Below are 25,277 nucleotides of genomic sequence, written 5' to 3' on the forward strand. Positions count from 1 at the left end.
TTTATCCCCTGTAGACCAATCCTTGCGGATCGATCTCCGGCTTTCGGCCGGCGACGAGGTCGGCCAGGAATTTCCCCGAGCCGCAGGCCATGGTCCAGCCGACATGGCCGTGGCCGGTGTCGAGATAAAGGTTGCGGTATTTTGCCTGACCGATGACCGGCACCGAGTTCGGCATCATTGGCCTGAGACCCGCCCAGAGCACGGCCTTCTTCTCATCAAAGGCGCCGGGGAACAGATCCTTGCCGGTTCTGAACATGGTGGCAAAGTCGCTTGGCTTGTGGGTGCGGTCGAAGCCGGTGAATTCGGCGGTCGAGGCCAGCCGTAATCGGTTGCCAAGGCGCGAATAGGCCATCAGCTGGTCCTCGTCGGCGCCGCCCATGGTTGGCCCCTTGCTCTCGTCTTCCAGCGGAATGGTCGCCGTGTAGCCTTTCACCGGATAGACCGGCAGGTCGATGCCATAGCGGCGGCCGAGCAGGCCGCTTTCCGGACCCATCGAGATGACGACGGCGTCACCCGTCACCGGTCCGGCTGAGGTCACGACCGCACGAACCCGGTCGCCCTCGATGTCGAGGCCTTGAACCGTCGTGTCATAGAGAAATTTCACGCCGAGCTTTTCGGCCGCATAGGCGGCGAGCCCGTCGACGAAGATCCGGGAATCACCGGTCTGGTCGATCGGCGAATAGACGCCGCCGGCGATCTTTTCCTTCACCCCGGCGAGGCCCGGTTCAAGCTCGACCAGCCGGTCGCGGCCGACGATCTCGATAGGCAGGCCGTGCTCGGCCAGATAGCGATAGTTGTCGGTGCCGGTGTCGAGACTGTGCTGCGAGCGGAAGAAGTAGAGAATGCCTTTCTTGCGCTCGTCATAGTGGATGCCAGTGTCATCGGAGATGGCGTTGATGCAGTCGCGCGAATAGAGCGCCAGGCGCAATTTGACCTGGCTGTTGGCGCGCAGCCGCGCCACCGTGCACTGGCGCAGGAAGCGCAGGCTCCAGGCGAGAAAATAGGGATCGAAGCGCAGCCGCACCTTGATGCCGAGATCATGGTTGTAGAGTGCGCGCAAAAAAGTCTTCAGCGCCGCCGGCGAGGCCCAGGCGGTGGCGTCACCCGGCGAAACCAGGCCGGCATTGGACTGGCTTGTGCCACGCGCCGGCGCCGGGTGGCGCTCGATCACGGTGACCTCATGGCCATCAGCGGCCAGGTAATAGGCGGCTGCCGTACCGACAACACCGGCCCCAAGCACCGTTATTTTCATGCCATCCCCCAAAGCTCTTCGCGGCGCGGCGCCTCCACGCCGTGTCGCGAATGCTTTCCATAGCGCTTCGCCGCGCGGCTTGCGAGCCCTGAGGGTTGGCTCAGCCGCGCGCGGAATTCTTGCTGGTCAGGATACGCTCCCAGGCGAGCGCATCGGCAACGATCTGGTCGAGGTCGTCGCGTTGCGGGGTCCAGCCGAGTTCCGCCCGGGCAAGGTCCGAGTTGGCGACCACCGCAGCGGCGTCGCCAGGGCGCCGATCGCCCATCTTGACCTCGAAATCATGGCCGAAGGCGCGGCGCACGCTGTCAATGACCTCAAGCACCGAATAGCCATGGCTGTAGCCGCAATTGGCAACAAGGCTTTCGCCCCCGGCGCGCAGCCGCTGCAGGGCCAGGCGATGCGCCGCGGCCAGATCGCTGACATGGATATAATCGCGCATGCAGGTGCCATCAGGCGTTTCATAATCGGTGCCGAACACCTGCATGAACGGCCGCTTGCCGAGCGCGGTCTCGCAGGCAACCTTGATCAAATGCGTGGCGCCCGGCGTCGACTGGCCGGTGCGACCCTTGGGATCGGCGCCGGCAACGTTGAAGTAGCGCAGCGCCGTGTACCGCAAGGGATGTGCCATCGCCGCGTCGCGCAGCATCCATTCGCTCATCAGCTTGGACAGGCCATAAGGTGATTCCGGCGCCAGGCGGGCATCCTCGCGCACCGGCTCCAGCCCGGCGCCGCCATAGACGGCGGCGGTCGAGGAAAAGATGAAATTGGGCACGCCCTCGCGCACCGCGGTTTCGATCAGCGTGCGGGTCTTCGAGGTGTTGTTCTCGTAGTAGGCGAGCGGGTCGGCGACCGATTCCGGAACCACGATCGAGCCGGCGAAATGGATGATGGCGTCGACATGGTTGTCCCTGATGATCGAGCCGACCAATTCCTTGTCGGCGACATCGCCGACGACGAGCTTTGCCTCCGGCGCCACCGCCCATTCGAAGCCGGTGGAGAGCCGGTCGAGAACGACCACGCTTTCGCCAGCATCCAGCAATTCCCAGACCATGTGGCTGCCGATATAGCCGGCCCCGCCTGTCACCAAAACTGTCATCCGCGACCTCGCATCTCAAGATTTATCGGAAACTGTCTCAAACCCCGCTCTACTGGAAAGCCCGCCGCATGGCCATTAGAACTCGTGGTAACCGGCATGACCGGCATGTGGCATCGTCCTGAAACAAAGTTGATCCACATCAAGGGAATAGGCCACGATCCGTGGTCGTTAGGAACAGTTCCGGGGCGTGGCATTTTGACCAAAACGGCCCGGTGGACGGCCAATAGGGCAATGATTATGATCCCGCGCAAAATTGGGAAGCCAACATGAACTACCAGCGGTTCTTCGAAGAAGCGATCGACCAGCTCCATGCCGAGCGTCGCTATCGTGTCTTCGCCGACCTCGAACGCATCGCGGGCAAGTTTCCGCGCGCCATATGGCGTTCCAATGGCCGTGCCGAGGAAATCACCGTCTGGTGTTCCAACGATTATCTCGGCATGGGCCAGCATCCCGATGTCATCGCCGCATTCCAGAATGCGGCCGGCAAGATGGGTTCGGGCGCCGGCGGCACCCGCAACATTTCCGGAACTTCCAACCCGCTTGTCGAGTTGGAGCATGAGCTTGCCGACCTGCACGGCAAGGACGCCGCGCTGGTCTTCACCTCCGGCTTCGTTTCCAACGAAGCGTCGATCTCGACCATTGCGCGACTTTTGCCCAATTGCTTGATCATCTCGGACGAGCTGAACCATGCCTCGATGATCGAGGGCGTGCGGCGCTCGGGCGCCGAGAAGAAAATCTTCCGCCACAATGACGTCGCGCATCTGGAAAGCCTGCTGCAGGCGGCGGGTCGCGAACGCGCCAAGCTGATCGTCTTCGAAAGCGTCTATTCGATGGACGGCGACATCGCGCCGATCAGGCAGATCGTCGAGCTCGCCGAGCGCTACAATGCCATGACCTATATCGACGAGGTCCATGCCGTCGGCATGTACGGACCGCGCGGCGGCGGCATCACCGAGCGCGAGGGCCTGGCCGACCGCATCGACATCATCGAAGGGACGCTGGCCAAGGCGTTCGGCACGCTGGGCGGCTACATCACCGGCACAAGTGCGGTGATCGACGCGGTGCGCTCCTACGCGCCGGGCTTCATCTTCACCACGGCGCTGCCGCCGGCGATCGCCGCGGCGGCCACGACCTCGATCCGCCATTTGAAGTGCTCCCAGGCCGAGCGCGACGCCCAGCAGCAGCAAGCGAGCCGGACCAAGCAGATCCTGTCGGCGGCCGGCTTGCCGGTGATGGAATCGCCAACCCATATCGTGCCGCTTCTGGTCGGCGATCCGGAACTCTGCAAGATGGCCAGCGACCGCCTGCTTGGCGTGCATGGCATCTACATCCAGCCGATCAACTACCCGACCGTGCCGCGCGGCACGGAACGTCTGCGTATCACGCCGACGCCGTTCCATACCGACACGCTGATCGCAGGACTGCAGGACGCGCTGGTCGAGACCTGGGATGCACTGGGCATTCCCTACGGCTCCGCAGGCCGGCCCGCAGTGGCCAAGAGCGATCGGATCGTGCCGCTGCTGGTGCCCAAGTCGGGCGGCTGAGCCCGTTTTGAAACTCCGGCGGCAACATGGCTCGCCGGAGAGACTTTCAATCCCGATTCCGTCAGATCAAACAGTCTTCATCCATTTCGCCAGGCGATGCGCGGCTTCCTCGATCTGGTCGAGGCGGCGGTGGAAGCACAGCCTGAGGAAGGCTTCGCCGCCGGGACCAAAGGCGGTTCCGGGCGCCAGGCCGACATTGGCTTTGTCGACGATGTCGAAGGCAGCCGTGCGGGAATCGGTGAGGCCGTCAACGGTGAAGAACAGATAGAAGGCGCCTTGCGGCACGGTAAACCGGGCGCGACCGGTGGCGCCGAGAATGCCGCAGACCAGATCGCGTGCCTTCCTCGCCCGCTCCACCTGCTCAGTGACGAAAGCATCGCCCTCGTCAAGAGCGGCGACCGCGCCGCGCTGCATGAACTGGGCGACGCCGGAGTTCGAATATTGGATCAGGTTCTCGAACACCTGCTGCAGGCTCGGATGCGTCTTGATCCAGCCGACACGCCATCCGGTCATCGACCAGTTCTTGGAAAAGGAGTTGACGAACAGGATGCGGTCTTCCGCCGTCGCGATGTCGAGGAAGGACGGCGCCCGGCCATGGCCATAGTGGAACAGCGAATAGATCTCGTCGGCAATGATCCAGACATTCTTGGCGCGCGCGAGATCGAGGATCGCCTGCAACGTCTCATGATCGGCGGTCCAGCCGGTCGGGTTCGACGGCGTGTTGATGAACAGCGCCTTGGTGCGCGGCGTGATCGCCGCTGCGATCTTTTCGACATCACAGGACCAGCCATTGCCGGAATGATCGAGCGTGACCGCCACCGGAACGGCGCCCGACAGGGCCGCGGCGGCATCGAAATTCGGCCAGGCTGGCGACAGATAGATCACCTCGTCGCCCGCGCCGGCGAGAGCGGTCAGCGACATCTGTATGGCATGCATGCCGGATCCGGTGACAATGAATTGTTCCTCGGGGAACGTCTTGCCGAAATGCCTGGCGTAGTAGCGTGACAGCGCCTGCCTCAGATCGGGAATACCCCGCTGCCAGGTGTAGAACGTCTCGCCGCCGGCAAGCGCCTTCGACGCGGCATCGGTGATGAAGGCGGGTGTCGGCAGATCACCCTCGCCGGCCCAAAGCGGGATCAGACCCTCACGCAGGCGGCCGTAATTGACGACGGCGACAATGCCGCTTTCCGGTGCGGCGCGGGCTTCAGCGCGAAAGCTGTCGATCAGGCTCATGGACAAATCCGTTTTTGATTAGGGCTGCCGCTCTTTACCAGATGCTAGAACAGAAAACCCCGGCCGCGAACGGCCGGGGTTTTGGTCCAGCAATACCTGGCTGAATTACCGCTTGGCGAGCAGATCGCGAATTTCGGTGAGCAGCGCTACATCGGCAGGCGGCGGCGCTGCGGGGGCCGCAGGCTTCTCGCGCTCGAGCCTCTTGCGCAAATTGTTCACGGCCTTGACCATCAGGAAGATGATGAAGGCGAGGATGATGAAGTTCAGGACCGCGGTGATGAAGCTGCCGTAGGCGAGGACGGCGCCGTGCGCCTTGGCATCAGCCAGCGTCGCGGCCTTGTTGTCCAAGGACAGAGGCAGGAAATAATTGTTGAAATCCAGTCCGCCGAAAATCGCACCGACGATCGGCATGATGACGTCGTCGACCAGCGACTTGACGATAGTGCCAAAGGAAGCGCCGATGATGACGCCGACCGCAAGGTCCATCACATTGCCTTTGGAAATGAATTCCTGGAATTCTTTCAGCATTCGACCCTCCTTGTCATGGCCGGCCGTGTTGCCGCTCCGTCGTTGCGGCATCGACCTGAAGGCAACATAACAAAAACCTGCGGTTGCAACATCGCAAAAAGGAGAAAGCAACCGCTTTCTCCTTCCGTTACGGCAATTTGACCTACCTCCTGAATGTTACACCCGCGGTCATGCTGCCAAAGCCGCAATGGACTCCAGCGCCAAGCTGTGATTGCGTCCGGACAAGCCGGATGGAAAGACGGCAAAGGAGGAAATGCCAGGCGTGCAGGGCTTGTTCATCGTCATCATCGCGATCGCCTATGTGACGCTGCTGTTCGCCATCGCCAGCCTGGGCGACCGCCGTTCGGCCATTTCAGGGCCGAGCCGGGCACGGCCTTTCATCTATGCGCTTAGTCTGGCCATCTACTGCACCTCGTGGACCTTCTTCGGCTCGGTCGGTCTCTCGTCCGAACGCGGCCTCGAATTCCTCGGCATCTATACCGGCCCGGTGCTGGTGTTCGTGTTCGGTTTTCCGCTGCTCAACCGCATCGTGCGGCTGGCCAAGACAGAGAAGATCACCTCGATCGCCGACTTCCTCGGCGCGCGCTACGGCAAAAGCTTCACCGTCGCCGCCATCGCCACGCTGATCGCCACCATCGGCGCGGTGCCCTATATCGCGCTGCAACTGAAGGCGATCTCGGGTTCGGTCAGCCTGATGGTCGAGCACTATACGGGATCGCCGCCCTCCTTCGATCCATTCGTCAGCGACATCTCGCTGGTCGTCGCCATGCTGCTGGCGCTGTTTGCCGTGCTGTTCGGCACCCGCCATGCCGATGCCACCGAGCACCAGGACGGGCTGGTGTTGGCGGTGGCGGTCGAAACCGTGGTCAAGCTCGCAGCCTTCCTGGCGATCGGCCTCATGGTCACCTTCCTGATCTTCGGCGGCCCGGGCGACATGTTCGCCAAGCTGGCGCAGAATGGGCAGGTGCGGCAGGCGATGGGCTACAGCACTTCGCTCGCCACCTGGCTGGTGCTGACGGGCCTCAGCGGCTGTGCCATCATCATGCTGCCGCGGCAGTTCTACGTCACCATCGTCGAGAACCGCGGCGAGGCCGAATTGCGCACCGCGACCTGGGTGTTTCCGCTCTACCTCGTGGCAATCAACCTGTTCGTGCTGCCGATCGCCTTCGCCGGCCTGTCGCTGGTCGGCACCGGGACCAGCAGCGATCTCTATGTGCTGTCGCTGCCCCTGTTCAGCGGCCATGATTTTTTGGCGATGACCGCCTTCATCGGCGGGCTGTCGGCGGCAACCGCCATGGTGATCGTTGAAAGTGTGGCGTTGTCGATCATGATCTCCAACGACCTCGTCATCCCGCTGTTCGTGCGCCGCCTGCTCAAAACCTCGGCCTCCGAGACCGAGGACTGGTCGACGCTGATCCTCAATGTGCGGCGCGGGGCGATCTTCATCCTGTTGTTCATCGCCTTCCTCTACTACCGCGAGAGCACCAACAGCGCGCGCCTCTCATCGATCGGCCTGATGTCGTTCGCCGCCATCGCCCAGTTTGCGCCGGCGCTGGTCGGCGGGCTGATCTGGCGCGGCGCCAATGGCCGGGGTGCCGCACTCGGCATGGTCGCCGGCATTCTCGTCTGGGGCTATACGCTGCTCCTGCCCTCACTTGTCGCGCCCGACATCGACATTGTCGTGCACGGGTTGTTCGGATTCGAGGCGCTGCGGCCGCAGGCGCTGTTCGGCACGGTGGCCGAACCGCTGAACCATGGCGTGTTGTGGAGCCTGTCAATCAACACGCTGTTTTTCGTGCTTGGCTCGCTGTCACGCGCGTCGGTGCCGCTGGAGCGCATCCAGGCGTCGATCTTTGTGCCCAGGGATGCCGGCCCGATGCCGAGCCTGCGCCGCTTCCGCACCGCCATCACCGTCAACGACCTCAAGGACACGATCGGGCGCTACCTCGGCGTCGAGCGCACCGAGCGCTCCTTCCAGTCGTTCGAGAAGACCAACGGCACCTCGCTGCACGGCAAGGAGCAGGCGAGCATGGACGTCATCCGCTTTTCCGAGCAGCTTTTGGCCAGCGCCGTCGGCTCCTCCTCGGCAAGGCTGATCCTGTCGCTGCTGTTTCGGCGCCACGACCGCGAATCCCGGGACGCGTTCCGCTTGCTCGACGACGCCACCGAGGCGCTGCAGCACAATCGCGACCTCCTGCAGATCGCGCTCGACCAGATGGAGCAAGGCATCACCGTCTTCGACCGGGATTTCCGCCTGATCTGCTGGAACCGCCAGTACCGGGCGCTGTTCGACCTGCCCGATGAGATGGGCCAGGTCGGTGTCTCGCTTGACCAGATCCTGCGCCATCTCGCCGAGCGCGGCGACATCGCGGCCGACCAGCGCGTGACGATGCTCAACCGGCTGACCAGCTTCGTCAGCCCCTGGCAGATGGAGCTGAAGACCAGCGGCCGCATCCTGGAATTGCGCTCCAACCCGATGCCAGATGGCGGCATCGTTGCCACCTATGCCGACATTTCCGGGCGCGTCGAGCAGGATCTGGCGCTGAAGCGCGCCAATGAATCCCTGGAACAGCGCGTCAAGACCCGCACCATCGAGCTAACCCGGGTCAACGAGGAGTTGACCCGGGTTAACGAAGAGCTGGCGCAGGCGCAGATGCTGGCCGAAGAGGCCAATCTCGGCAAGACGCGCTTCTCCTCGCCGCCGCCGGCCACGACATCCTGCAGCCGCTGAACGCTGCCCGGCTCTATTGCTCCTCGCTGATCGAGAAGGCCGGCAAGGGCCCGGCCGGCAAGGCGGCGGTCAACATCGAATCCTCGCTGGAATCGGTCGAGACCATCCTTGGCGCCGTGCTCGACATCTCGCGCCTCGATGCCGGCGCGATGAAGCCGGACGATACCGCCTTCAACCTTGACGGATTGCTGCGCCAGATCGGCAATGATTTCCGACCAATGGCGGCGGAGAAAAAGCTTGGCCTGACGATCATGCCGTCGTCGCTGACGGTTGTGACCGACCGCAATCTGTTGCGCCGCCTGATCCAGAATCTCGTTTCCAACGCCATCAAATACACAAGGCACGGCCGCATCCTGGTCGGTGTGCGGCGGCGCGGCGAACTGGCGGAGATCCAGGTGATCGACACCGGTATCGGCATTGCCGGCGACAAGCTGAACACAGTCTTCCATGAGTTCACCCGGCTGGATGAAGGTGCGCGCGAAGCCGAGGGCCTCGGTCTCGGCCTCTCCATCGTCGACCGCATCGCCCGGGTGCTGCGCCTGGAGATTCGTATTTTCTCCAATCCGGGCAAGGGCACGCGCTTTTCCGTCATCCTGCCCGTCGCGGCGGTGCAGGAGCCGCGGCGCGAGGTCGAAACCAAGGCTCCTGCCCGTGCCGCAGCTTCGCTGGCCGGGCTCAATGTGCTCTGTATCGACAATGACGCCCGCATCCTGGAAGGCATGCGGCTGCTGCTCGAAGGCTGGGGATGCAAGGTCGACACGGTGTCCGGCTCACGGGATCTGGAGAGGGCCGCGATACGCCGCCCAGACATCGTGCTTGCCGATTACCACCTCGACGGCGAAACCGGTCTCGACATCATCGCCAGGCTGCGTGCGATCCATGGTGATGACCTGCCGGCCGTGCTGGTCACCGCCGACCGTTCCAACGAAGTGCGGGCAGCCGCAGGCGGGCTTGAGATTCCGATGATCAACAAGCCGCTAAAACCTGCGGTGCTGCGCTCGATGATGGCCAGGGTCAGGCCGCTGGCATCGGCCGCGGAATAAGGCCGCCAAGACCCAAGCCATTCCTGGCTCAGCGATTTGCAAGACTTTCAAGGTAAGCGCAGAACATATCGGCCATCGCGTCGGCGTAGGTTTCGATCTCGGCTGATGTTCGCGGACTCCCCGAAAAATCCTTTCCGACCGCACTGAGCGTCGTTGTGATCAGATCGCCAGCCAGGGTACGGACGATTTCCGGGGCTTCGGGCAGCGCCTCCCACAGGAATATCTGGACTGTGCGCTCTCCCGAGGCTTTCGCCTCGTGCGCCTCGGGCGCGTCGCGGTAAAGGGGCGCAGCATCATTGAGCGCCACCCGCACCGCGGCTTCTTCGCACTCCGAGCGGACGAAGGCGTGGACAAGGGCACGCAGCCGTTCGAGCGGTGGTGTCCGGTCGTCCTCGAGTATGGTGCGTAGCAGACCACCCGTCTGCCGCCATTCATCGCTCTGCAGCCTGAACAGGAGCGCGGCCTTGTTGGGGAAATACTGGTAGAGCGAGCCGACGCTGACCCCTGCCTTTTCCGCCACGCGCGTGGTGGTGAAACGCTGCGCGCCTTCGCTCGCCAAAACCTGAACAGCAGCCTCCAAAATCGCCGCGACAAGGTCCGTGGCGCGAGCCTGTTTTGGCTGTTTTCTCGTGGAAATCGAAGGGCTTGAGCGTTCGGCCATGTCTCGGCTCGGCAATGCGAATTGGAAACCTGAAGGATTATTCGTATTTTTCAGCGCAACACAAGAACGCAGTCCTTTTCGATCGGAGACTTTCATGCCAACGCTCACCAACGCCCCGCTGGCCCCTCTGCTGGATCGCCTTTTCAAGGAAGCCAATGCCGCGACCAGTCCGGCCGTGGCCGCCCTCTCGCACGAGGAGCGGGCGCGCCTGCTCAACAGCAAGACCGAATATGTCGATTTCTACGGACGGCTGAAGGACCTCTGGCTGGCGATCTCGCCGGAGACCGGCACGCTGCTCTACATGCTGGCGCGCGGCAGCGGCGCGCGCATCATCATCGAGTTCGGCACCTCGTTCGGCATCTCCACGCTCTATCTTGCCGCGGCACTCAGGGACAATGGCGGCGGCCGCCTGATCACCACCGAGTTCGAGCCGTCCAAGGTGATGCGGGCCAAGGCCAATTTGACCGAGGGCGGCCTCATCGATCTGGTCGAGGTTCGCGAGGGCGACGCGCTGCAGACGCTGAGCGCCGACCTGCCGGAGACGATCGATTTTTTGCTGCTCGACGGCGCCAAGGCGATCTATCCGGAGGTCCTCAGCCTGGTCGAGAGCCGCTTGAGGCCAGGCGCGCTGGTCATCGCCGACAACGCCGATTTCTCTCCCGAGTATCTGCAACGAGTGCGCTCGTCGACATCGGGTTACATCTCCACGTCGTTCGGCGAGGACGTCGAACTGTCCGTGCGGCTCGGCTGAACGGTCTCGTAGCCGCAAGGGATTCAACCTCGCGGCTCAAACCACCATGTCGCCAGAGCATGATGCCGAAAAGTGTGAAGCGGTTTTCGGACGACATCAGGCACTATCCCTTTGATCTAGAGGCGGATTCAGATTGCAGGTCGATTCGACCTGCAATCATCCGACTCTGGGGCGGCCGTAGGCGTTTACGTCAACCAACGCGCAACTTCCCGGCCTTCGACGACAATCGGGCCTTCATGCGCAGGTGACGTCATGATCAATACGCTTTTTTCCTCCTTGCGCGCTGCCCCGCGCCCGGCCTTGTTGGGGCTTCTGCTCTTCTTCTGTGCGGGTTTCGCCGACGGCGCACTCGTGCCTTTCTTTCCGCTCTGGGCAAGCAGCGAGGCGAACATCCCTGTCGGCGCGATCGGCCTGCTGTTCGGCTGCTATGCCGGCGGCGAGCTGCTGGCGGCGCCGCTGATCGGCGGCATCGCCGACCGGGTCGGCCGCCGGCCGGTGCTGATCGCCTCGTCCATCGGCGTCGGGGCCGGCTTCCTGGCCCTGTTCTTCGTGCATGGCGTTGTCGTTACCGCGATCGTGCTGCTGTTGACCGGCATGTGCGAGTCGGTGCTTCATCCGACGATCCTGACCGTGATCGCCGATGTGACCGCGCCATCCGCCCATCCCCGCTGGTTCAGCCTGGCGCATGTGAGTTCGAGTGCCGGGCAAATCCTCGGACCGGCCTGCTGCGCCCTGCTGGCGCTCGTGTCGCTGAGCAGCGTGTTTCTCGCTGGCGGAGCGATGCTTGTGCTGGGCGGGATCGTGATGCTCTTCGCCTTGAACGAGACGATCGGCATCGGCCGCACCACCGGCGACGATCGCCACGACGGTGAGGCCGATGAAGAGGAAGAGGGCTTGTCCGCGCTGCTGCCGGCATTCCGCGACGGCCGGTTGGCCAAGCTCCTGCTCTGGGTAGTGCTGTTCGAGGTCGCCGGCAACTGGATCGAGGCGGTGATCCCGCTCTACGCGCTTGACGCCGGGACGCTGACAGCTTCAGGCGTTGGCGCGCTGTTCGCCTACGCTGCTGCCTTGACGGTCGGCCTGCAGATGCTGGTCAGCCGCATGGTCGAGGCACGGTCCGCCCTGTGGCTGACGGTCGGTGCCGGCCTGGCAACGATACTCGCCTTCGCGCTGCTGGCCGCCTCGCCTGCCATGCTGACGCTCATCGGCGCCGTCAGCCTGTTCTCGATCGCCCAGATGCTGGTCGGGCCGCTGGTGCCGACCGCCGTCAACGCGCTGGCGCCTCCGACACGACGTGCCTCCTACATGGCGGCCTCGTCGGTGACGGTCGACCTCAAGGACTCGCTTGGGCCCTCAATCGGCACCGCGCTCTACGCGCTGGCGCCGCGCCTGCCCTGGATCGCCGGCATTCCGCTGGTGGCGATCGCATCGCTCGGCCTTGGCGCCGCCATCGGCCGGGCGCGGAGATCTGCAAGCGAATCCAGACAGGATAGCAACGCGGAGGCAATCGACTACGAAGAGCCGCCTGTAGCTTGGTCACCAGATGGGGCAGTTGAACAAGGATGAGCGCCGGATTCCGGCGTTCAATTCGCTGGCTGTAGCGGGTCGCTGCCGATCTTGGACAAAAGGATCACCGCCTGGGTGCGGCTGTCGACACCGAGTTTTTGCAGGATGGCGGAGACATGCGCCTTGATGGTGGCCTCGGAAACGCCGAGTTCATAGGCGATCTGCTTGTTGAGCAGACCTTCCGCCAGCATGCCGAGCACGCGGGTCTGCTGCGGCGTCAGAGCGCGCAGCCGCTTGATCAGGTCGGATATTTCGGGATCGCGCTCAACGCCGAGATCGACACCGGCGGGTGCTGCGATGTCGCCGGCAAGCACCGACTGCACGGCGTTGCGGATCTCCTCCATGCTGGCCGATTTGGAGATGAAGCCGGACGCGCCAAGGTCGAGCGCGCGCCTGATGGTGGCCGGATCGTCATGCGCGGAAACCACGACCAGCGGCACCGCCGGATGGATGCCGCGCAACGAGATCAGGCCGGAGAGGCCGCTGGCGCCCGGCATGGACAGGTCGAGCAGCACCAGATCGACATCTTCGTTGGCCACGACCAGCGCCTTGGCGGTATCGAAATCGCCGGCCTCGTGGATCGCAGCGACATTGCCGATGCCGGCAAGTGCCTCGCGCAGCGCGCCGCGAAACAGCGGGTGATCGTCGGCGATGACGAAAGTATAGCCTGACGGCAAATGTCCCTCCCCGAATCCCGTCGATGATTTTTGAGCTTTTCGGGACCAGTTGGACGATTATGAGGGGCCGCGCGCTGTTTTCAAGCGGCAAAACCAGCGCGCCGTGTTTTCCCTACTTTTGGCAGCTCAGGTCTTCTGCGAATTGAGCTTGGCGCCGCCGCCATTGTCCTTGTCCATATCCTTGACGATGCCCATGAAGCCGCGCACGAAGCGTTCCATGTAGCTCATCGTCTTGTCGAAATCCTCCTCGCTCGGCAGTTTCGATTCGAGGCGGGCGGAGAGCGAATTCTCCAGCTTGGTGACGCGCTCGTCCATTGCCTTCATCGAGGTCTGCAAGCGGTCGATCTCGTCCTGGTAAGCGGCGCGTTCGTCCGCCGCCACCTTGCAGACGAGTTGGCCGGAGTGTTCCTCGCAGATCGACATCGCGCCGGTCTGCGTGTCCATGCGGACATAGCCATTGGCGGATTTTTCCAGCCGGTAGCGGTCGGTTTCTTCCGAATAGGCTGATGCCGCGACCAGCGAAACCAGCGCGGCGGAGATCAAGATGTGTTGCAGACGCATGTTGTCCTCCATGGCCAAGGCTTGAAATATCGCATGTTTGCGCCGGAAATGGGGAAGACCCTTGGCGTGGCCTTCCCCGCACGACTGGTTCGGAATCTTTTTGACGCAATTCCGGACGGAAAACCGTTTCACACTTTTCCTGGAATTGCTCTATAGCGCAAACATGTCTCAGTTTATCTACAAGATAACCCCGCAAGCGCTTTGGCGCGAGGCCGAAGCCAAGGGCCGCTTCACCGGCGCGCCGGTCGACATCGCCGACGGCTTCATCCATTTCTCGACGGCGGCGCAGGCCAGGGAAACGGCAGCAAAACATTTTGCCGGCCAGAGCGACCTTCTGCTGGTCGCCATCGACGGCGCCAGCCTGGGGCCTGCCCTGAAATACGAGGTTTCACGCGGCGGCGCGCTGTTTCCGCATCTTTACGGCGTGCTGGAGTTGAAAGACGTCGTGTGGGTCATGCCGCTGCCGCTCGGCGCTGATGGCATCCACCTCTTTCCGATACTGGAGGCCGAATGAGTCTGTTCGACCGGCTCGGCCAAAAACTGCTGTTCACCTTTGATCCGGAAACCGCGCACGGCATGTCGATCACGGCGCTGCGCTGCGGCCTGCCGGTCGGCGCGCGGACGGTGCGCGACATCAGATTGAAGGTCAGCCTTTGCGGGATCGATTTCCCCAACCCGCTCGGCATGGCGGCCGGCTATGACAAGAATGCCGAGGTGCCCGACGCGCTGCTTGGCCTCGGCTTTGGTTTTGCCGAGGTCGGTACGGTCACGCCGCTGCCGCAGGCAGGCAATCCGAAGCCCCGTATCTTCCGGCTGACGGCGGACGAGGCAGTGATCAACCGGCTGGGCTTCAACAATGAAGGCCATGCCGCGGCCGAAAAACGCCTTGCCGCCCGCAAGGGGCGCCCTGGTATTGTCGGCGTCAACATCGGCGCCAACAAGGACAGTGCTGACCGCGTCAGTGACTATGAGCGCGGCGTTGCCCGTTTTGCTGCTTATGCAAGCTACCTGACCGTGAACATCTCCTCGCCCAACACGCCCGGCCTGCGCAACATGCAGGCGCGCGAGCAGCTCGGCGAACTCCTGTCGCGGGTCATGGCCGCGCGGGCCGCCGCAACAGTTCAACCGCCCATCTTTCTCAAGATCGCACCGGACCTGGTCGAGGCCGAGCTGGAGGACATCGCCGCCGAGGTCGTTGAAAAACGGATCGACGGCGTCATCGTCTCCAACACCACCATCTCGCGGCCGGCATTGCGCAGCACCGGCGCCGCAGGAGAGACCGGCGGGCTTTCGGGAAAACCGCTGTTCGAACACTCGACCATCGTGCTGGCGAAGATGCGCAAGCTGCTTGGTCCGAATATGGCTGTCATCGGCGTTGGTGGCATCGATTCCGCAGAGACGGCGCTGGACAAGATCCGTGCGGGTGCAGACCTCGTCCAGCTCTACACCAGCATGATCTATGCCGGGCCGGCCCTGCCGGGCCGCATCGTCGCCGGGATGGCTCGCTTTTGCGAGACGGAACGGTTGAAGTCCATTCGCGCGTTGCGCGACAGTCGTCTTGACCAGTGGGCTTCGAAGCCGCTCAGCTGAACGCCGTGCGCACCCGCAGCCGCAGAATCGCCAGCAGGCTGAAGCCGCGCACCAGCAGGAAAACGTGCAGCGCCGCCCACAGGCCGTGATTGCTGAAGGCCGGCGCAAGCGTGAGCAGCGCAGCGGCGAAGGCCAGGAATGACAGCAGCATCATGTTGCGCATGTCGCGCGACCAGGTCGCGCCGATGAAGACACCATCCATCTGGAACGCCAGCACACCGCTCAGCGCGGTGAATGCCGCCCAGGGCAAATAGATGTCGGCGACCGAGCGCACCTCCTGCGAGGTCGTGACGACGGCGACCAGATTGGCACCGGCCACGAGCAGCACCAGCGTTGCGGCGCCGGCCAGTCCAAAGCCCCAGAACAGGGTCAGCCGCACCGCCCGACGGAAGGGATGCTCGGCGCGCGCGCCGATGGCCCGGCCGACAAGCTGCTCGGCGGCAGTGGCAAAACCATCGAGGAAATAGCCGGCGACGAGGAAGAAATTCATCAGGACCGCATTGGCGGCCAGCGTCACGGTGCCGAACTGTGCGCCCTGGCGCGTGAACAGCGCGAAGGCGGCGAGCAGCGAGAAGGAACGGATCATGATGTCGCGGTTAAGCGACAGCATGTGCAGGAAGGCTGATATGTCGAGTAGCCGATGGCGTGGCAAGGCTGGCGTTGCGCGGAAGCGACGGATTACGATAGCCAGGCCAAGCAGCATGGCCAGGAACTCGCCAGTGACGGTCGCCCAGGCGACGCCGGCAACGCCCCAGCCGAGCTTCAGGCCAAGCAGGAAGCAGAGCGCGATGTTGATGCCGTTGAGTACCAGTTGCAGCACGAGGCCGAGCCCGCCCTCGCCGCGCCCAAGGACATAGCCGAGGATGGCATAGTTGATCAGCGAGAAGGGTGCGGCAAGCAGCCTGATCCTGATGTAGATGCCCATCGCCTCGCTGACGCGCGGTCCGGCGTCCATGAACCACTCGCCACCGACGGCGATCAGTGGCGAAAGCGCCGCCAGCACGACGCCGGCGACAATGGCAATGAGGGCGGCGCGCCAGAACACGGCCTGCTCCTCAAGCGCATCGCCACGCCCGAAAGCCTGGGCGACGAGACCGGTGGTGCCGGAGCGCAGGAAATTGAAGCTGGCGAAGACGACGTCAAAGATCAACGCACCCGCCGCCAGGCCGCCGAGCAAGGCGGCGTCGCCAAACTGGCCGATCACAGCCGTGTCGACCAGGCCAAGCATCGGCGTCGTCAGATAGGCGAGCGTCATCGGCACCGCTATGGCGAGCACGGAACGGTTGGTGACGACAAAAGATCTGGCGTCGGCTGGGGTTGCACCCTTGTCCAAGGGATTGCTGCCTTGCTGATTGCTGCTTGATCGAGGAGCCGATGTGCCCCATTTTCCGGCCACCGCGCAATCATTCTTCCCGTGACGGCCAACCGAAATCCCGGTCTGGCGCGAAGCCGCCGGATCCTGTTCATGCCCCTGCAGATCGTCCACCACCCCGACTACGACGCCGGCTTCGCCACCAACCATCGCTTCCCGATGAGCAAGTATCCGCTGCTCATGGAGGCCTTGCGCGCACGCGGCCTGGCCGGAGCCGATGCGCTCAACACAGCGGAACCAGCGCCGGCCTCATGGCTGAAGCTTGCCCATGCGGCCGACTATGTCGATCAAGTCATCAGTTGTTGCGTGCCTGAAAAGATCGAACGCGAGATCGGCTTTCCGGTCGGTCCACGCGTTTCGCTGCGCGCCCAGCTTGCCACCGGCGGCACGGTGCTGGCAGCGCGGCTTGCCTTGCGCCACGGCATTGCCTGCAACACCGCCGGCAGCCATCATGCGCGGCGCGCGCAAGGTGCCGGCTTCTGCACCTTCAACGATGTCGCCGTCGCCTCGCTGGTGCTGCTCGAAGAGGGTGCGGCGCAAAACATCTTGGTCGTCGATCTCGACGTGCACCAAGGCGACGGCACGGCGGATATTCTCACCGGTGATCCGCGCGTGTTCACCTTCTCCATGCATGGCGACCGCAACTACCCCGTGCGCAAGATCGCTTCCGATCTCGACATTGCATTGCCCGACGGCACGGGCGACGCCGCCTATCTCGAGAGGCTCGCGGCCATCCTGCCGGACCTATCCGTCAAAGCGCGCTGGGATATCGTCTTCTACAATGCCGGCGTCGACGTCCATGCGCAGGACCGGCTCGGCCGGCTGGCGCTTTCCAATGACGGGCTACGCGGTCGCGATACCATGGTGATCGATCATTTCCGCGCGCTCGGTATTCCCTTTTGCGGCGTCATCGGCGGCGGCTATTCCACTGACGTGCCCGCGCTCGCCGCGCGCCACGCCATCCTGTTCGAGGTCGCCTCGAACTACGCCTGAGAGCTTATCTCCGGTAGTTGGCGATCCTGAGCAGGATGAAGGCCGGGACAACGATCGCGGCACCGAGCAGGATATAGCCGAGGAAACGGTCGATGGCGTTGAAGCCCAGGTTCCAAAGGTCCATGAAGAATTTCTGGATCGCGTAGAACACATCCCACGGCGACCAGCCGAAGGCGTGCATGACCAGGCCGACGAGGAACGACACCACCAGCAGCTTCAGGATCACCCTGAGCGGCGAGTCGCCGAGAAAGCGTGTCAGTGCGGACAAGGCCTGTCTCCAGATTCAGGTGCCCGGACTCAAGGGCACGGCCCAGAGATACGTGCTTGGTGGCGATCCATCAAGCCGGCGCGGTCTGCACCTGGGACGGTAGGCCGCCGCTAGATGTTGCCTGCGGTAGAAAGCCCACAACGCTCGAGCATCTGACCGAGCGGTGAACGCGCCGGAACGGCGCGGCCCGCCATCCATTTCCGGAGCGTGTGGTCGAACAGATGAATGCACAGGGTGCGTGGCGTGCCTATCTGCGAAAGCGGAAGGGCCGGATCGAGCAACATCGCGACCTGATAGTGGTGGACCGGATAGAAAACATCGATGGGTGCCGCGTGATGAATGGTGCCGGCCTCGCGGGCGAAATAGGTGATCGCCTCGGGCCCCAGCTGGCCCCAGCTGTAATTGGACACGTGGATGGGCAGGCCTATAAATTTGCGGAACCTGTAGCGCAGCAGCTTCGAGCGCACGAGCCACGGCACGATGTAATAGGGATCGTCCGCGAACTTCAGCATCTCGAGCAGAGTCTGGCTGCCGACCGGTAATTTCAACACCGCGCCGTTGAGTTGATCATTTGTCTGATAGCCGAAAATATAGTCTTGCTTCGGAATTGGTCTGACACAAAACACATCGCAATCTACATACAGACCGAGCCCCGCCTCCAGGATCTTCAAACGGTAAAGATTGGAAAACAGCGACGGGCTTCCGTTCGACTTGTAATAAACGACCCGCTCCCTCGACATCAGTTTCGATGCGTCGGCGGTTTCCACACCGGGCGGAACATTGCGCGGGATATCATAGCAATGGAGAACCATCCGGTGCCCCGCCAGCACGAAAGAGCGCAGGCAGGCTGCATGAAGATCATCCAGGGACGCGCCGATCCAGACGGCGTTGACAACCGGCTCGATTGGATCGTCCGGCCGTGCCTCTGGATACTCCCGGCCCATGCTGATCACCGGCGCTCGATCCCCCTGATCTCGGCCGTCAGATCACGGATGATCCTGGCGGGCGATCTCAGCTCACGCATCACGGCCCTGTAACCCGCCGCCCGTTCCTCAAGGGCTGGCATTGCTTGAAAAACATCGCTGAGAAGATCGAACCCGCGTGCGGTGTAGGGTCGAAAATACCGCCCTGCGGTCGCCTTCAACGAGTTTGCGGGCACGCCAACCGGCACACAGCCGGCATAGGCGCATTCGACATATTTCATCAGCTCGACATTATGGAGCGTCCCGCAAAGGAAGAAATGGGTGAACTGCGAGGCAAGGCTGACAAAGCGCGCATGCGTGATGTCGTGACGCGGCGGTTTTCCATCCTCCGGATATCCGGGATGCTTGAGGTCGAAGAGGAACGGTCGCAACCAGGGAAACCGGGAGCGCTTGCGGCGCAGAGCATAGCGCACCGGATACAGGGTTTTGGAATTGCTGCCCGACAGGAAGATCTTGCGGCGGCGGTAAGCCAGGCGGACCTCGACCTCTCGCGAGGAATCGTAGGGATAGGGCAAGTGGACGACGCGAGAGACTTTCAGCGTCGTCACGAACGCCAGGAATGGTCCCTCGGGATCGTAGGTCGTGGCATAGTGGACGCCGGGATGGTCGGCGCAATCGAAGATGAACCTGACACAGGGATTGGCCGTCTCCGGCATGTCCGGATCGCTGACCCGGAAGAAGAGCAGCGGCCGACGGCTGGCGGGAACCGCCAGATGCTCTGTGAGCACCTCCACATCGCCGGGTTCGAGACGATTGTCGACGATAGCGGCCTCGCAATCGCCTTGGCCGATCTGGCTGATCGGCCGGGCCTCCCACGACAACGGCCTGGCGAAGGCCGGGCCCACACCCGGGTAGATCGCCTTGTCATACGGATGCGTGTCCGAATGGAAATAGATGATCCGCAAAGCAAATTCCCCCGAATTGCCCTGGGCACAGCGAACCTAAGCCTCCGGCCGGAGGCCAGTTGCCCACGGATTTTGTACGCTGCCGCATGGGAGTCGAGCAACTGGAGGGACTGTTCATCTCGAACAAGTGATCGAAATTCTAGGCTTGCGAAGGCCCGCAATTCTTAAATATAGGTAAACAAGATCGTTTTAGTTTATTGAAAATAAAACACAAAATCGTCATTTTCGAATTTCGCGCAATGTGCGTGCAATTTTCACCTGCGAGACATCAGGCGTCTTTCAGGTGACTGGTTGCGCGGCGCCCTGACCCCCTACCCGCAACTGGCGAACGCCAGTTCAGGACAGTGCAGCCATCCCTGAAAGACACCGAAACGGAGCCCGACCGCCCCAACGGCCAGGCTCCCGGAAATTAACCTGCGTACCGATTTGCCGGATGCGCGTTTGTGTTGGAGTAATGCTCGTGTCCTCTCAAGCAAAGATCGTCCTGACGGCGGCTACCCTCGCTGTGTGCCTTCTCGGGCCGGCGATGGCCGCCGACCTTTCACCGACCTACAATGATCCCCCGGCCTTCCAGTGGAGCGGCGCCTATGTCGGCGTCCATGGCGGCACGGCGTTCACCAAGATGCCCAATCCGTTCGCCGACCGAAACGGCTTCAGCGGCGGCGTTCAGGCCGGCTACAACGAGCAGATGGGTCCCGCCGTTCTCGGTGCCGAGATCGAGGGCTCGTATCTGGGCGGCGCCGAACACGATGTCCGCGGCGGCAAGATCAAGGAGAAATGGCGCGGGGCCGCCAAGGCCAAGGCAGGCGTCAGCTTCGACCAGACGCTGCTGTTTGGAACCGGCGGTGTTGCGCTGACCAAGTTCGACAAGGGCGACAATGTCAGCAGCGCCGACGGATGGAAGGTCGGCTATCTCCTGGGCGCCGGCATCGAGCAGGGCTTTGCCGGCGGGCTGTCGGCCAAGGTCGAGTACGACTATGTCCGCACCCCTGGCGTCGAGGCGACATCGGCGCTTGGCACGTCCAAGACGACGATCGGCAGCCATGAGCTGAAGGCTGGTATCAACTACCGCTTCTAGAGCGGGCGAACTGGATTGCGCGATTCCCGCCGGGGGCATCGCGCAATCGGCGTTTCAGTGTGCGCCAGTGCCAGAGCCGGTCGGCTTTTTCCGCAGCGGACCCACGTTTGCGCGTTTCGTTGCAATGTCGATGCAATCTTCGCGATCTAGCCGCCTTGATGCACGGCGATCGGCTTTCGGCGGCCTGCATCGGCGATCTGGCCGCCCTCGGGGTGCATTTTGACAAGCCTCGTCGGGCGCCGGCAATGATCCGTCGTGAAGGCAGGCGGGGTTTGCAGGTTGCGGTCGGCGGGTTCGTTTCGGGGCGCCTGCGCCCCATCGTTATGTCGCGAGTTGGGGGATGCGATCGAGGACGATGCGCAGAATACGCTGGTCGGGGCAGGATGTCGGCAGGTGCAGGCGGATTTGCGTTTTCATCTCGACCACCCGCGCAGCGATCTTGATGAGGCGCAAACGCAGCGTGTCGAATTGGGCGACGGCAAAGCTCGAGCGTTTCGGCATCGCAGCGCGCAGGCCCCACATCAGCCAGTAGGCGCCGGCATGCAGGAACAGCCGGAACTGGTTGGCCGTCGCTCTTGTGCAGGATGTGCGGTCGGCGGCAAGATGCGTCTTCCAGGACTTGATGTGGTTCTCGGCCGCGCCGCGCCGGCAGTAGAGGTCCTCGTAGAGCGCCTTGGCCTTGCCACTGGCCAGATTGGTGACGATGAAGCGGGTGTCAGCTCCTTTGGCGCCGACCTCGACGCGCGCGATGATGCGCTCCACGCGGCTCCAACTGGCGGCGCCGTCAAAGAACTCCTTGAAGCGGCGGACCTTGTTCGTCTTCGACGCTTCAAAGCGCGCCATCGTGCGGGCTTCCAGGTCCGCGACATGCTCGCGCAGCGTCGTGGTGGGCGCCACGCCGAGGATGAAGTCTACACCGTTGGCGCGGCACCAGTCGATGACCTGCGGACCGCAGTAGTGGCTGTCGGCCCGGATCAGGATCCGTGTGTTCGGCCAATTGCTCCGGATCGCCCGCACCAGGCGGCGCAGGTGGGGGCGGATTTCTGCCCCGCTCGGCCGCCTGGCCGGTCGCAGGATCGCGCTGACGAACCGGCCCGCACCGTCGAACACTACGATCGGCTGGAAGCCGTATTCGTCGTAATGCGCGTTGAACAGGCGCAATTGCTGGCCGCCATGTACGGCATCAAAAGTATCGTCGATGTCGAGCACGATCCGCTTCGGCACCTGCCGGAAGGAAGCGCAATAGAGGTCGACCATCGCCCGCCCCATCGCGACCAGCTCCCGCACGCCGGGCAGGTTCTCCAGCCGGCACAGCGTCGACTGGGAGGCCAGATCCCGACCCGACGGCAGCGCATCCTGGGCCATCTTGAAGACCGGATCGGAGCGCAGCCGGTTGGCGTCATTGCCATCCTCATAGCCGGCGGCGATCATCTTCATGCGAAAGCCGATCATGTCCGCCAGGCTGTGGACGACCTGGTCCGGGCAGCGCGGATCATCGATGCAACGCGCCAGACGGTCGGCCACCCGCAGTCGTTTTTCCACCTCGGCCAGCACCAGAACGCCACAGTTGGAGGACAACATGCCGCCGTCGAAACGGGCGACGACGGACTTGCCGCCCACTGATGACAAACCGCTCAGCGGCAGGGTAAGATCATTCATGGCGGGTGTGGTCTCCGGGAAATGATTCGGATCGGCTTTAGCAACCAAATCCTACGTCATTTCAACGGCTTGCGCCACATCCGCCAACCACCCTGAATTTTTCGGGCTAGGTCCCGCATGAATTTTCGTATGGGAATCTGTTATGACCACGCATGACGCCGGCCTTTTCATACGGGGCTCGAAGATGGTGTTCATCGCAATCGCGCTGGCGATCGCGGGCTGTGCCTCCGACATCATGAAGAACTATGTCGGACAGCCGGTCGAATCGGTCATTCTGGATTACGGCCCGCCAACGGCGATCGTCGATCTCGGCCAGGGCGAACGCGCCTATCAGTGGCGCAAGGTATCGACGTCAGCGGTTTCCGGAACATCGAGCGGTGAGGTTCGCCACACAAAACACGGAACGGTCTATGAAGAGACCGAAACGCCCGGCTATATCGAGCGCCAGGAATGCTTCTACACATTCTACGCCCGCGCTTCCGGCGGCCGCTGGTTGATCACCAATTTCCGCCAGCCAAAGCTGGAGTGCGAATGAATTGCCGCGGCCGCAGATCTCCACCAGCCGCGGACAAAGGAGAATACCCATGCGCGTCCTGCTGATCGAGGACGAACCGGAAATGGCCTCCGTGCTGAAGGCCGCGCTCGAGCGTCTGGACATCATCGTCGACCATGCCGCGACGTTGGCTGACGCCGAGGCCATGGCTCGTCTGGGTTATCACGACGCGGTGGTGTTGGACCGCCGGCTGCCGGATGGCGACGGTCTCAGCCTGATACCGCGCCTGCGCGCCTTGCACCTGGATGTGCCTGTCATCGCGCTGACGGCGATGAGCGGGCTGGATGAGCGCGTCGCCGGGCTCGATGCCGGCGCCGACGACTACATGGTCAAGCCCTTCGCCACGGTGGAGCTGGTCGCGCGGCTCCATGCCCTGCACCGGCGCTCGTTCACCTCGCGCGCCAACCAGACCATGGTCGGCCGCCTCACCTATGATTTCCGCCACCGTGAGGCACTGGTCGAGGATCAGGCGCTTGACCTGCCGCGACGCGAAAGGCTCGTGCTTGAAACGCTGATCCGCCGGCCGGGCCGTACGATCATGCGCAGCGCGCTGGAGGAAGCCGTCTACGCACTCGACGACGAGATCGGCTCCAATGCGCTCGATGCGCATATTTCACGGCTGCGTCGCAAGCTCGACGATGTCGCCGCCGGCATCGAGATCCGGGCGATCCGCAACCTCGGCTATCTCTTGCGGGCGGCCTCTTGAAGAAGGTGCGCACGCGCTCGTTGCAATGGATCCTGGTCCGCCGGATGATCCTGCTGCAGGCGGCGACATTGCTGATCTTCATCGTGCTTTGCGCGGCAGCACTTTGGATCGCCAATCCTCGGCTCTTGATCGACAACGAGGCGGCCGTCGCCGCTATCAAGGAAGCGGTCGGCCGCGACGAAAGCGGCAAGCTGATCGTCAACGAGACCAAGGAGCTTGCCAGTTTTCGCGAGGGCTTCCCCAATGTCTGGTACATCGTTCGTGACGGCAGCGGCCAGAGCGTGCGCTTCGGCAACGTGCCTGACGTCTACGCCAGGAATTTTGGCGACCTGCTGGGCGAGGCCGATCACGCCACCATCGGATTTTCCGAAGATGATTTGAGGCCGGAGGCCTATCTCGAAAAGGCCGCGACCAGGGCCGGCACGGTACAGATCATCGCCGGGACGCGGTCGTCGCGAGAAACCGACGGCCTTGAGCTCAGCATTTCGGCCACTGTCGACGTCGCCAGGAATCCCGACGGCAGCAGGAACTGGGAGAAGGCGCTGCCGGCGCTTGCGGTCATCATCCTCATCCTGTTGTTGCCGATCGTCCTGGTCATGGGAACCACGACCCTGGTGACGACACCGGCGGTGGTGCGCCGGTCCTTCGCCGGCCTTGTCGAGACCGTCCGCCAGGCCGCGCGCATCGATATCGGCACCCGAGCCATGCAGTTGCCGGTCAAGAATGTGCCGCAGGAGATCGCGCCGCTGGTGCACGCTTTCAACGAGGCACTGGCCCGCCTTGCGCAGGGCTATGACCGGCACAATCGCTTCCTCACCGACGCGGCGCACGAACTGCGCACGCCGATCGCCATCTTGCGCACGCGCGCCGAGCTGCTGAAGCAGGAGCCGCAGAGTGCCCGCCTGCTGCATGACATCGAGCGCCTGTCGCATCTTGCCCAGCAACTGCTCGACCATCAGATGCTCGACCGGCCGACGGACCAGCGCCAGCTCGTCGATCTCCGCGATCTCGTCAGCCGGGTCGCCGCCGACTTTGCCCCGCTGGCCATCGAGGCTGGCTATGACCTTGCCTTCGAGCCTCCCCCAGGCAAGGCCCAAGTGGAGGTCAATGTCCTGCAGATCGAGCGGGCGCTGGCCAACCTCGTGCGCAATGCAATCGAGCATGGCGGCGGCAGTGGCACGATCACGATCGCCATCGACGGGACCGGCGGCATCGAGGTGCGCGACGAGGGTCCGGGCATTCCCGCGGAAGAGCGCGAGAATGTCTTCGAACCCTTCTACCGCTTGCAGCCGCAGTCGCGCGGGGCGGGACTGGGACTGAACCTTGCCCGGCAGATCGCGCTGCTGCATGACGGAACGATCCGGATCCTGACCGGCTCATGGCGCGGCGCCCGTATCCGCATGGAGTTGCCGGTGCGTCCGTGACGGTGGCCGTTGGATCGTTTTGACGCAATTCCGGACGAAAAACCGTTTTACACTTTTCCTGGAATTGCTCTAACGGCGCCGAACCCATGGCGGTCGGCTGCCC

22 protein-coding genes and 1 pseudogene are annotated in these 25,277 nt (G+C 63.2%); 11 read left to right on the forward strand and 12 right to left on the reverse strand.

Going from position 1 to position 25,277, the window contains the following annotated elements; all coding sequences use genetic code 11:
- Position 1 precedes the first annotated feature (1 nt).
- Together ACZYHG_RS01785 and galE are read right to left on the reverse strand one after the other, a co-directional pair.
- A complete protein-coding gene (locus ACZYHG_RS01785; RefSeq protein WP_464612282.1) occupies positions 2-1,252 on the reverse strand; it encodes a D-amino acid dehydrogenase in 1,251 nt (416 codons plus the stop codon).
- A gap of 100 nt (positions 1,253-1,352) precedes the next feature.
- Positions 1,353-2,348, reverse strand: a complete 996-nt coding sequence (gene galE / locus ACZYHG_RS01790; RefSeq protein ID WP_464612283.1) for a UDP-glucose 4-epimerase GalE — start codon at positions 2,346-2,348, stop codon at positions 1,353-1,355.
- A gap of 266 nt (positions 2,349-2,614) precedes the next feature.
- Here galE and hemA point away from each other — a divergent pair, with 266 nt between their 5' ends.
- Complete coding sequence (gene hemA / locus ACZYHG_RS01795; RefSeq protein ID WP_464612284.1) at positions 2,615-3,892, forward strand: 5-aminolevulinate synthase; 1,278 nt, start codon at positions 2,615-2,617, stop codon at positions 3,890-3,892.
- A 66-nt stretch (positions 3,893-3,958) separates the two neighbouring features.
- Here the strand turns inward: hemA and ACZYHG_RS01800 are convergent, their stop codons facing one another.
- Complete coding sequence (locus ACZYHG_RS01800) at positions 3,959-5,125, reverse strand: pyridoxal phosphate-dependent aminotransferase (protein WP_464612285.1); 1,167 nt, start codon at positions 5,123-5,125, stop codon at positions 3,959-3,961.
- A 105-nt stretch (positions 5,126-5,230) separates the two neighbouring features.
- Positions 5,231-5,653: a large conductance mechanosensitive channel protein MscL gene (gene mscL / locus ACZYHG_RS01805; protein ID WP_027033086.1), complete on the reverse strand. Its 423-nt coding sequence runs from the start codon at positions 5,651-5,653 to the stop codon at positions 5,231-5,233.
- Positions 5,654-5,915: 262 nt separating this feature from the next.
- Here mscL and ACZYHG_RS01810 point away from each other — a divergent pair.
- A pseudogene (locus ACZYHG_RS01810) lies at positions 5,916-9,427 on the forward strand (PAS domain-containing hybrid sensor histidine kinase/response regulator).
- A gap of 28 nt (positions 9,428-9,455) precedes the next feature.
- On the opposite strand, the gene ACZYHG_RS01815 reads toward ACZYHG_RS01810, so the two are convergent.
- Positions 9,456-10,088 (reverse strand): TetR/AcrR family transcriptional regulator, encoded by a 633-nt coding sequence (locus ACZYHG_RS01815; protein ID WP_464614857.1) that lies wholly within the window; start codon positions 10,086-10,088, stop codon positions 9,456-9,458.
- Positions 10,089-10,182: 94 nt separating this feature from the next.
- Between ACZYHG_RS01815 and ACZYHG_RS01820 the strand changes: the two genes are divergently transcribed.
- Positions 10,183-10,839 (forward strand): O-methyltransferase, encoded by a 657-nt coding sequence (locus ACZYHG_RS01820; RefSeq protein ID WP_464612286.1) that lies wholly within the window; start codon positions 10,183-10,185, stop codon positions 10,837-10,839.
- Between the two features lie 252 nt (positions 10,840-11,091).
- Complete coding sequence (locus ACZYHG_RS01825; protein ID WP_464612287.1) at positions 11,092-12,405, forward strand: MDR family MFS transporter; 1,314 nt, start codon at positions 11,092-11,094, stop codon at positions 12,403-12,405.
- A 17-nt stretch (positions 12,406-12,422) separates the two neighbouring features.
- Here ACZYHG_RS01825 and ACZYHG_RS01830 read toward each other — a convergent pair whose 3' ends face one another.
- Together ACZYHG_RS01830 and ACZYHG_RS01835 are read right to left on the reverse strand one after the other, a co-directional pair.
- Positions 12,423-13,082: a response regulator transcription factor gene (locus ACZYHG_RS01830; protein WP_464612288.1), complete on the reverse strand. Its 660-nt coding sequence runs from the start codon at positions 13,080-13,082 to the stop codon at positions 12,423-12,425.
- Positions 13,083-13,208: 126 nt separating this feature from the next.
- A complete protein-coding gene (locus tag ACZYHG_RS01835; protein WP_464612289.1) occupies positions 13,209-13,643 on the reverse strand; it encodes a hypothetical protein in 435 nt (144 codons plus the stop codon).
- A gap of 163 nt (positions 13,644-13,806) precedes the next feature.
- On the opposite strand from ACZYHG_RS01835, the gene ACZYHG_RS01840 reads away from it, so the two are divergent.
- Both ACZYHG_RS01840 and ACZYHG_RS01845 read left to right on the forward strand, forming a co-directional pair.
- A complete protein-coding gene (locus ACZYHG_RS01840) occupies positions 13,807-14,157 on the forward strand; it encodes a DUF952 domain-containing protein (RefSeq protein WP_464612290.1) in 351 nt (116 codons plus the stop codon).
- Positions 14,154-15,233, forward strand: coding sequence for a quinone-dependent dihydroorotate dehydrogenase (locus tag ACZYHG_RS01845; protein WP_464612291.1), 1,080 nt, complete (start codon positions 14,154-14,156; stop codon positions 15,231-15,233). Before ACZYHG_RS01840 ends, ACZYHG_RS01845 begins: the two co-directional genes overlap by 4 nt.
- Here ACZYHG_RS01845 and ACZYHG_RS01850 read toward each other — a convergent pair.
- Positions 15,226-16,566 (reverse strand): MATE family efflux transporter, encoded by a 1,341-nt coding sequence (locus tag ACZYHG_RS01850; RefSeq protein WP_464612292.1) that lies wholly within the window; start codon positions 16,564-16,566, stop codon positions 15,226-15,228. The genes ACZYHG_RS01845 and ACZYHG_RS01850 overlap by 8 nt on opposite strands.
- A 132-nt stretch (positions 16,567-16,698) precedes the next feature.
- Here ACZYHG_RS01850 and ACZYHG_RS01855 point away from each other — a divergent pair, with 132 nt between their 5' ends.
- Positions 16,699-17,598, forward strand: a complete 900-nt coding sequence (locus ACZYHG_RS01855; RefSeq protein ID WP_464612293.1) for a histone deacetylase family protein — start codon at positions 16,699-16,701, stop codon at positions 17,596-17,598.
- Positions 17,599-17,602: 4 nt separating this feature from the next.
- Here the strand turns inward: ACZYHG_RS01855 and ACZYHG_RS01860 are convergent, their stop codons facing one another.
- From ACZYHG_RS01860 to ACZYHG_RS01870, 3 genes are all read right to left on the reverse strand, one after another.
- A complete protein-coding gene (locus ACZYHG_RS01860) occupies positions 17,603-17,866 on the reverse strand; it encodes a DUF6460 domain-containing protein (protein ID WP_464612294.1) in 264 nt (87 codons plus the stop codon).
- Between the two features lie 110 nt (positions 17,867-17,976).
- On the reverse strand, positions 17,977-18,819 hold the full coding sequence (locus ACZYHG_RS01865; protein ID WP_464612295.1) for a hypothetical protein: 843 nt from the start codon (positions 18,817-18,819) through the stop codon (positions 17,977-17,979).
- A complete protein-coding gene (locus ACZYHG_RS01870; RefSeq protein ID WP_464612296.1) occupies positions 18,816-19,754 on the reverse strand; it encodes a hypothetical protein in 939 nt (312 codons plus the stop codon). The genes ACZYHG_RS01865 and ACZYHG_RS01870 overlap by 4 nt, the downstream gene beginning before the upstream one ends.
- Positions 19,755-20,214: 460 nt before the next feature.
- Here ACZYHG_RS01870 and ACZYHG_RS01875 point away from each other — a divergent pair, with 460 nt between their 5' ends.
- On the forward strand, positions 20,215-20,832 hold the full coding sequence (locus ACZYHG_RS01875) for an outer membrane protein (RefSeq protein WP_464612297.1): 618 nt from the start codon (positions 20,215-20,217) through the stop codon (positions 20,830-20,832).
- Positions 20,833-21,153: 321 nt separating this feature from the next.
- Here ACZYHG_RS01875 and ACZYHG_RS01880 read toward each other — a convergent pair whose 3' ends face one another.
- Positions 21,154-22,491: an IS1380 family transposase gene (locus tag ACZYHG_RS01880; protein ID WP_464611998.1), complete on the reverse strand. Its 1,338-nt coding sequence runs from the start codon at positions 22,489-22,491 to the stop codon at positions 21,154-21,156.
- A gap of 184 nt (positions 22,492-22,675) precedes the next feature.
- Here ACZYHG_RS01880 and ACZYHG_RS01885 point away from each other — a divergent pair, with 184 nt between their 5' ends.
- From ACZYHG_RS01885 to ACZYHG_RS01895, 3 genes are read left to right on the forward strand one after another with little or no spacing between them, the layout of a single operon-like run.
- Positions 22,676-23,026: a hypothetical protein gene (locus ACZYHG_RS01885; RefSeq protein WP_464614858.1), complete on the forward strand. Its 351-nt coding sequence runs from the start codon at positions 22,676-22,678 to the stop codon at positions 23,024-23,026.
- A gap of 49 nt (positions 23,027-23,075) precedes the next feature.
- Positions 23,076-23,750 (forward strand): response regulator transcription factor, encoded by a 675-nt coding sequence (locus tag ACZYHG_RS01890; RefSeq protein WP_464612298.1) that lies wholly within the window; start codon positions 23,076-23,078, stop codon positions 23,748-23,750.
- A gap of 5 nt (positions 23,751-23,755) precedes the next feature.
- On the forward strand, positions 23,756-25,174 hold the full coding sequence (locus ACZYHG_RS01895) for a sensor histidine kinase (RefSeq protein ID WP_464614859.1): 1,419 nt from the start codon (positions 23,756-23,758) through the stop codon (positions 25,172-25,174).
- Positions 25,175-25,277 lie beyond the last annotated feature (103 nt).

This window comes from Mesorhizobium subarcticum, assembly GCF_055456085.1.

Bases quoted from the DNA above. Each gene is read 5' to 3' on its own strand.
- ACZYHG_RS01785 (WP_464612282.1), bottom strand. From the start codon at position 1,252: ATGAAAATAACGGTGCTTGGGGCCGGTGTTGTCGGTACGGCAGCCGCC.
- galE (WP_464612283.1), bottom strand. From the start codon at position 2,348: ATGACAGTTTTGGTGACAGGCGGGGCCGGCTATATCGGCAGCCACATG.
- hemA (WP_464612284.1), top strand. From the start codon at position 2,615: ATGAACTACCAGCGGTTCTTCGAAGAAGCGATCGACCAGCTCCATGCC.
- ACZYHG_RS01800 (WP_464612285.1), bottom strand. From the start codon at position 5,125: ATGAGCCTGATCGACAGCTTTCGCGCTGAAGCCCGCGCCGCACCGGAA.
- mscL (WP_027033086.1), bottom strand. From the start codon at position 5,653: ATGCTGAAAGAATTCCAGGAATTCATTTCCAAAGGCAATGTGATGGAC.
- ACZYHG_RS01815 (WP_464614857.1), bottom strand. From the start codon at position 10,088: ATGGCCGAACGCTCAAGCCCTTCGATTTCCACGAGAAAACAGCCAAAA.
- ACZYHG_RS01820 (WP_464612286.1), top strand. From the start codon at position 10,183: ATGCCAACGCTCACCAACGCCCCGCTGGCCCCTCTGCTGGATCGCCTT.
- ACZYHG_RS01825 (WP_464612287.1), top strand. From the start codon at position 11,092: ATGATCAATACGCTTTTTTCCTCCTTGCGCGCTGCCCCGCGCCCGGCC.
- ACZYHG_RS01835 (WP_464612289.1), bottom strand. From the start codon at position 13,643: ATGCGTCTGCAACACATCTTGATCTCCGCCGCGCTGGTTTCGCTGGTC.
- ACZYHG_RS01840 (WP_464612290.1), top strand. From the start codon at position 13,807: ATGTCTCAGTTTATCTACAAGATAACCCCGCAAGCGCTTTGGCGCGAG.
- ACZYHG_RS01845 (WP_464612291.1), top strand. From the start codon at position 14,154: ATGAGTCTGTTCGACCGGCTCGGCCAAAAACTGCTGTTCACCTTTGAT.
- ACZYHG_RS01855 (WP_464612293.1), top strand. From the start codon at position 16,699: ATGCCCCTGCAGATCGTCCACCACCCCGACTACGACGCCGGCTTCGCC.
- ACZYHG_RS01880 (WP_464611998.1), bottom strand. From the start codon at position 22,491: ATGAATGATCTTACCCTGCCGCTGAGCGGTTTGTCATCAGTGGGCGGC.
- ACZYHG_RS01885 (WP_464614858.1), top strand. From the start codon at position 22,676: ATGGTGTTCATCGCAATCGCGCTGGCGATCGCGGGCTGTGCCTCCGAC.
- ACZYHG_RS01890 (WP_464612298.1), top strand. From the start codon at position 23,076: ATGCGCGTCCTGCTGATCGAGGACGAACCGGAAATGGCCTCCGTGCTG.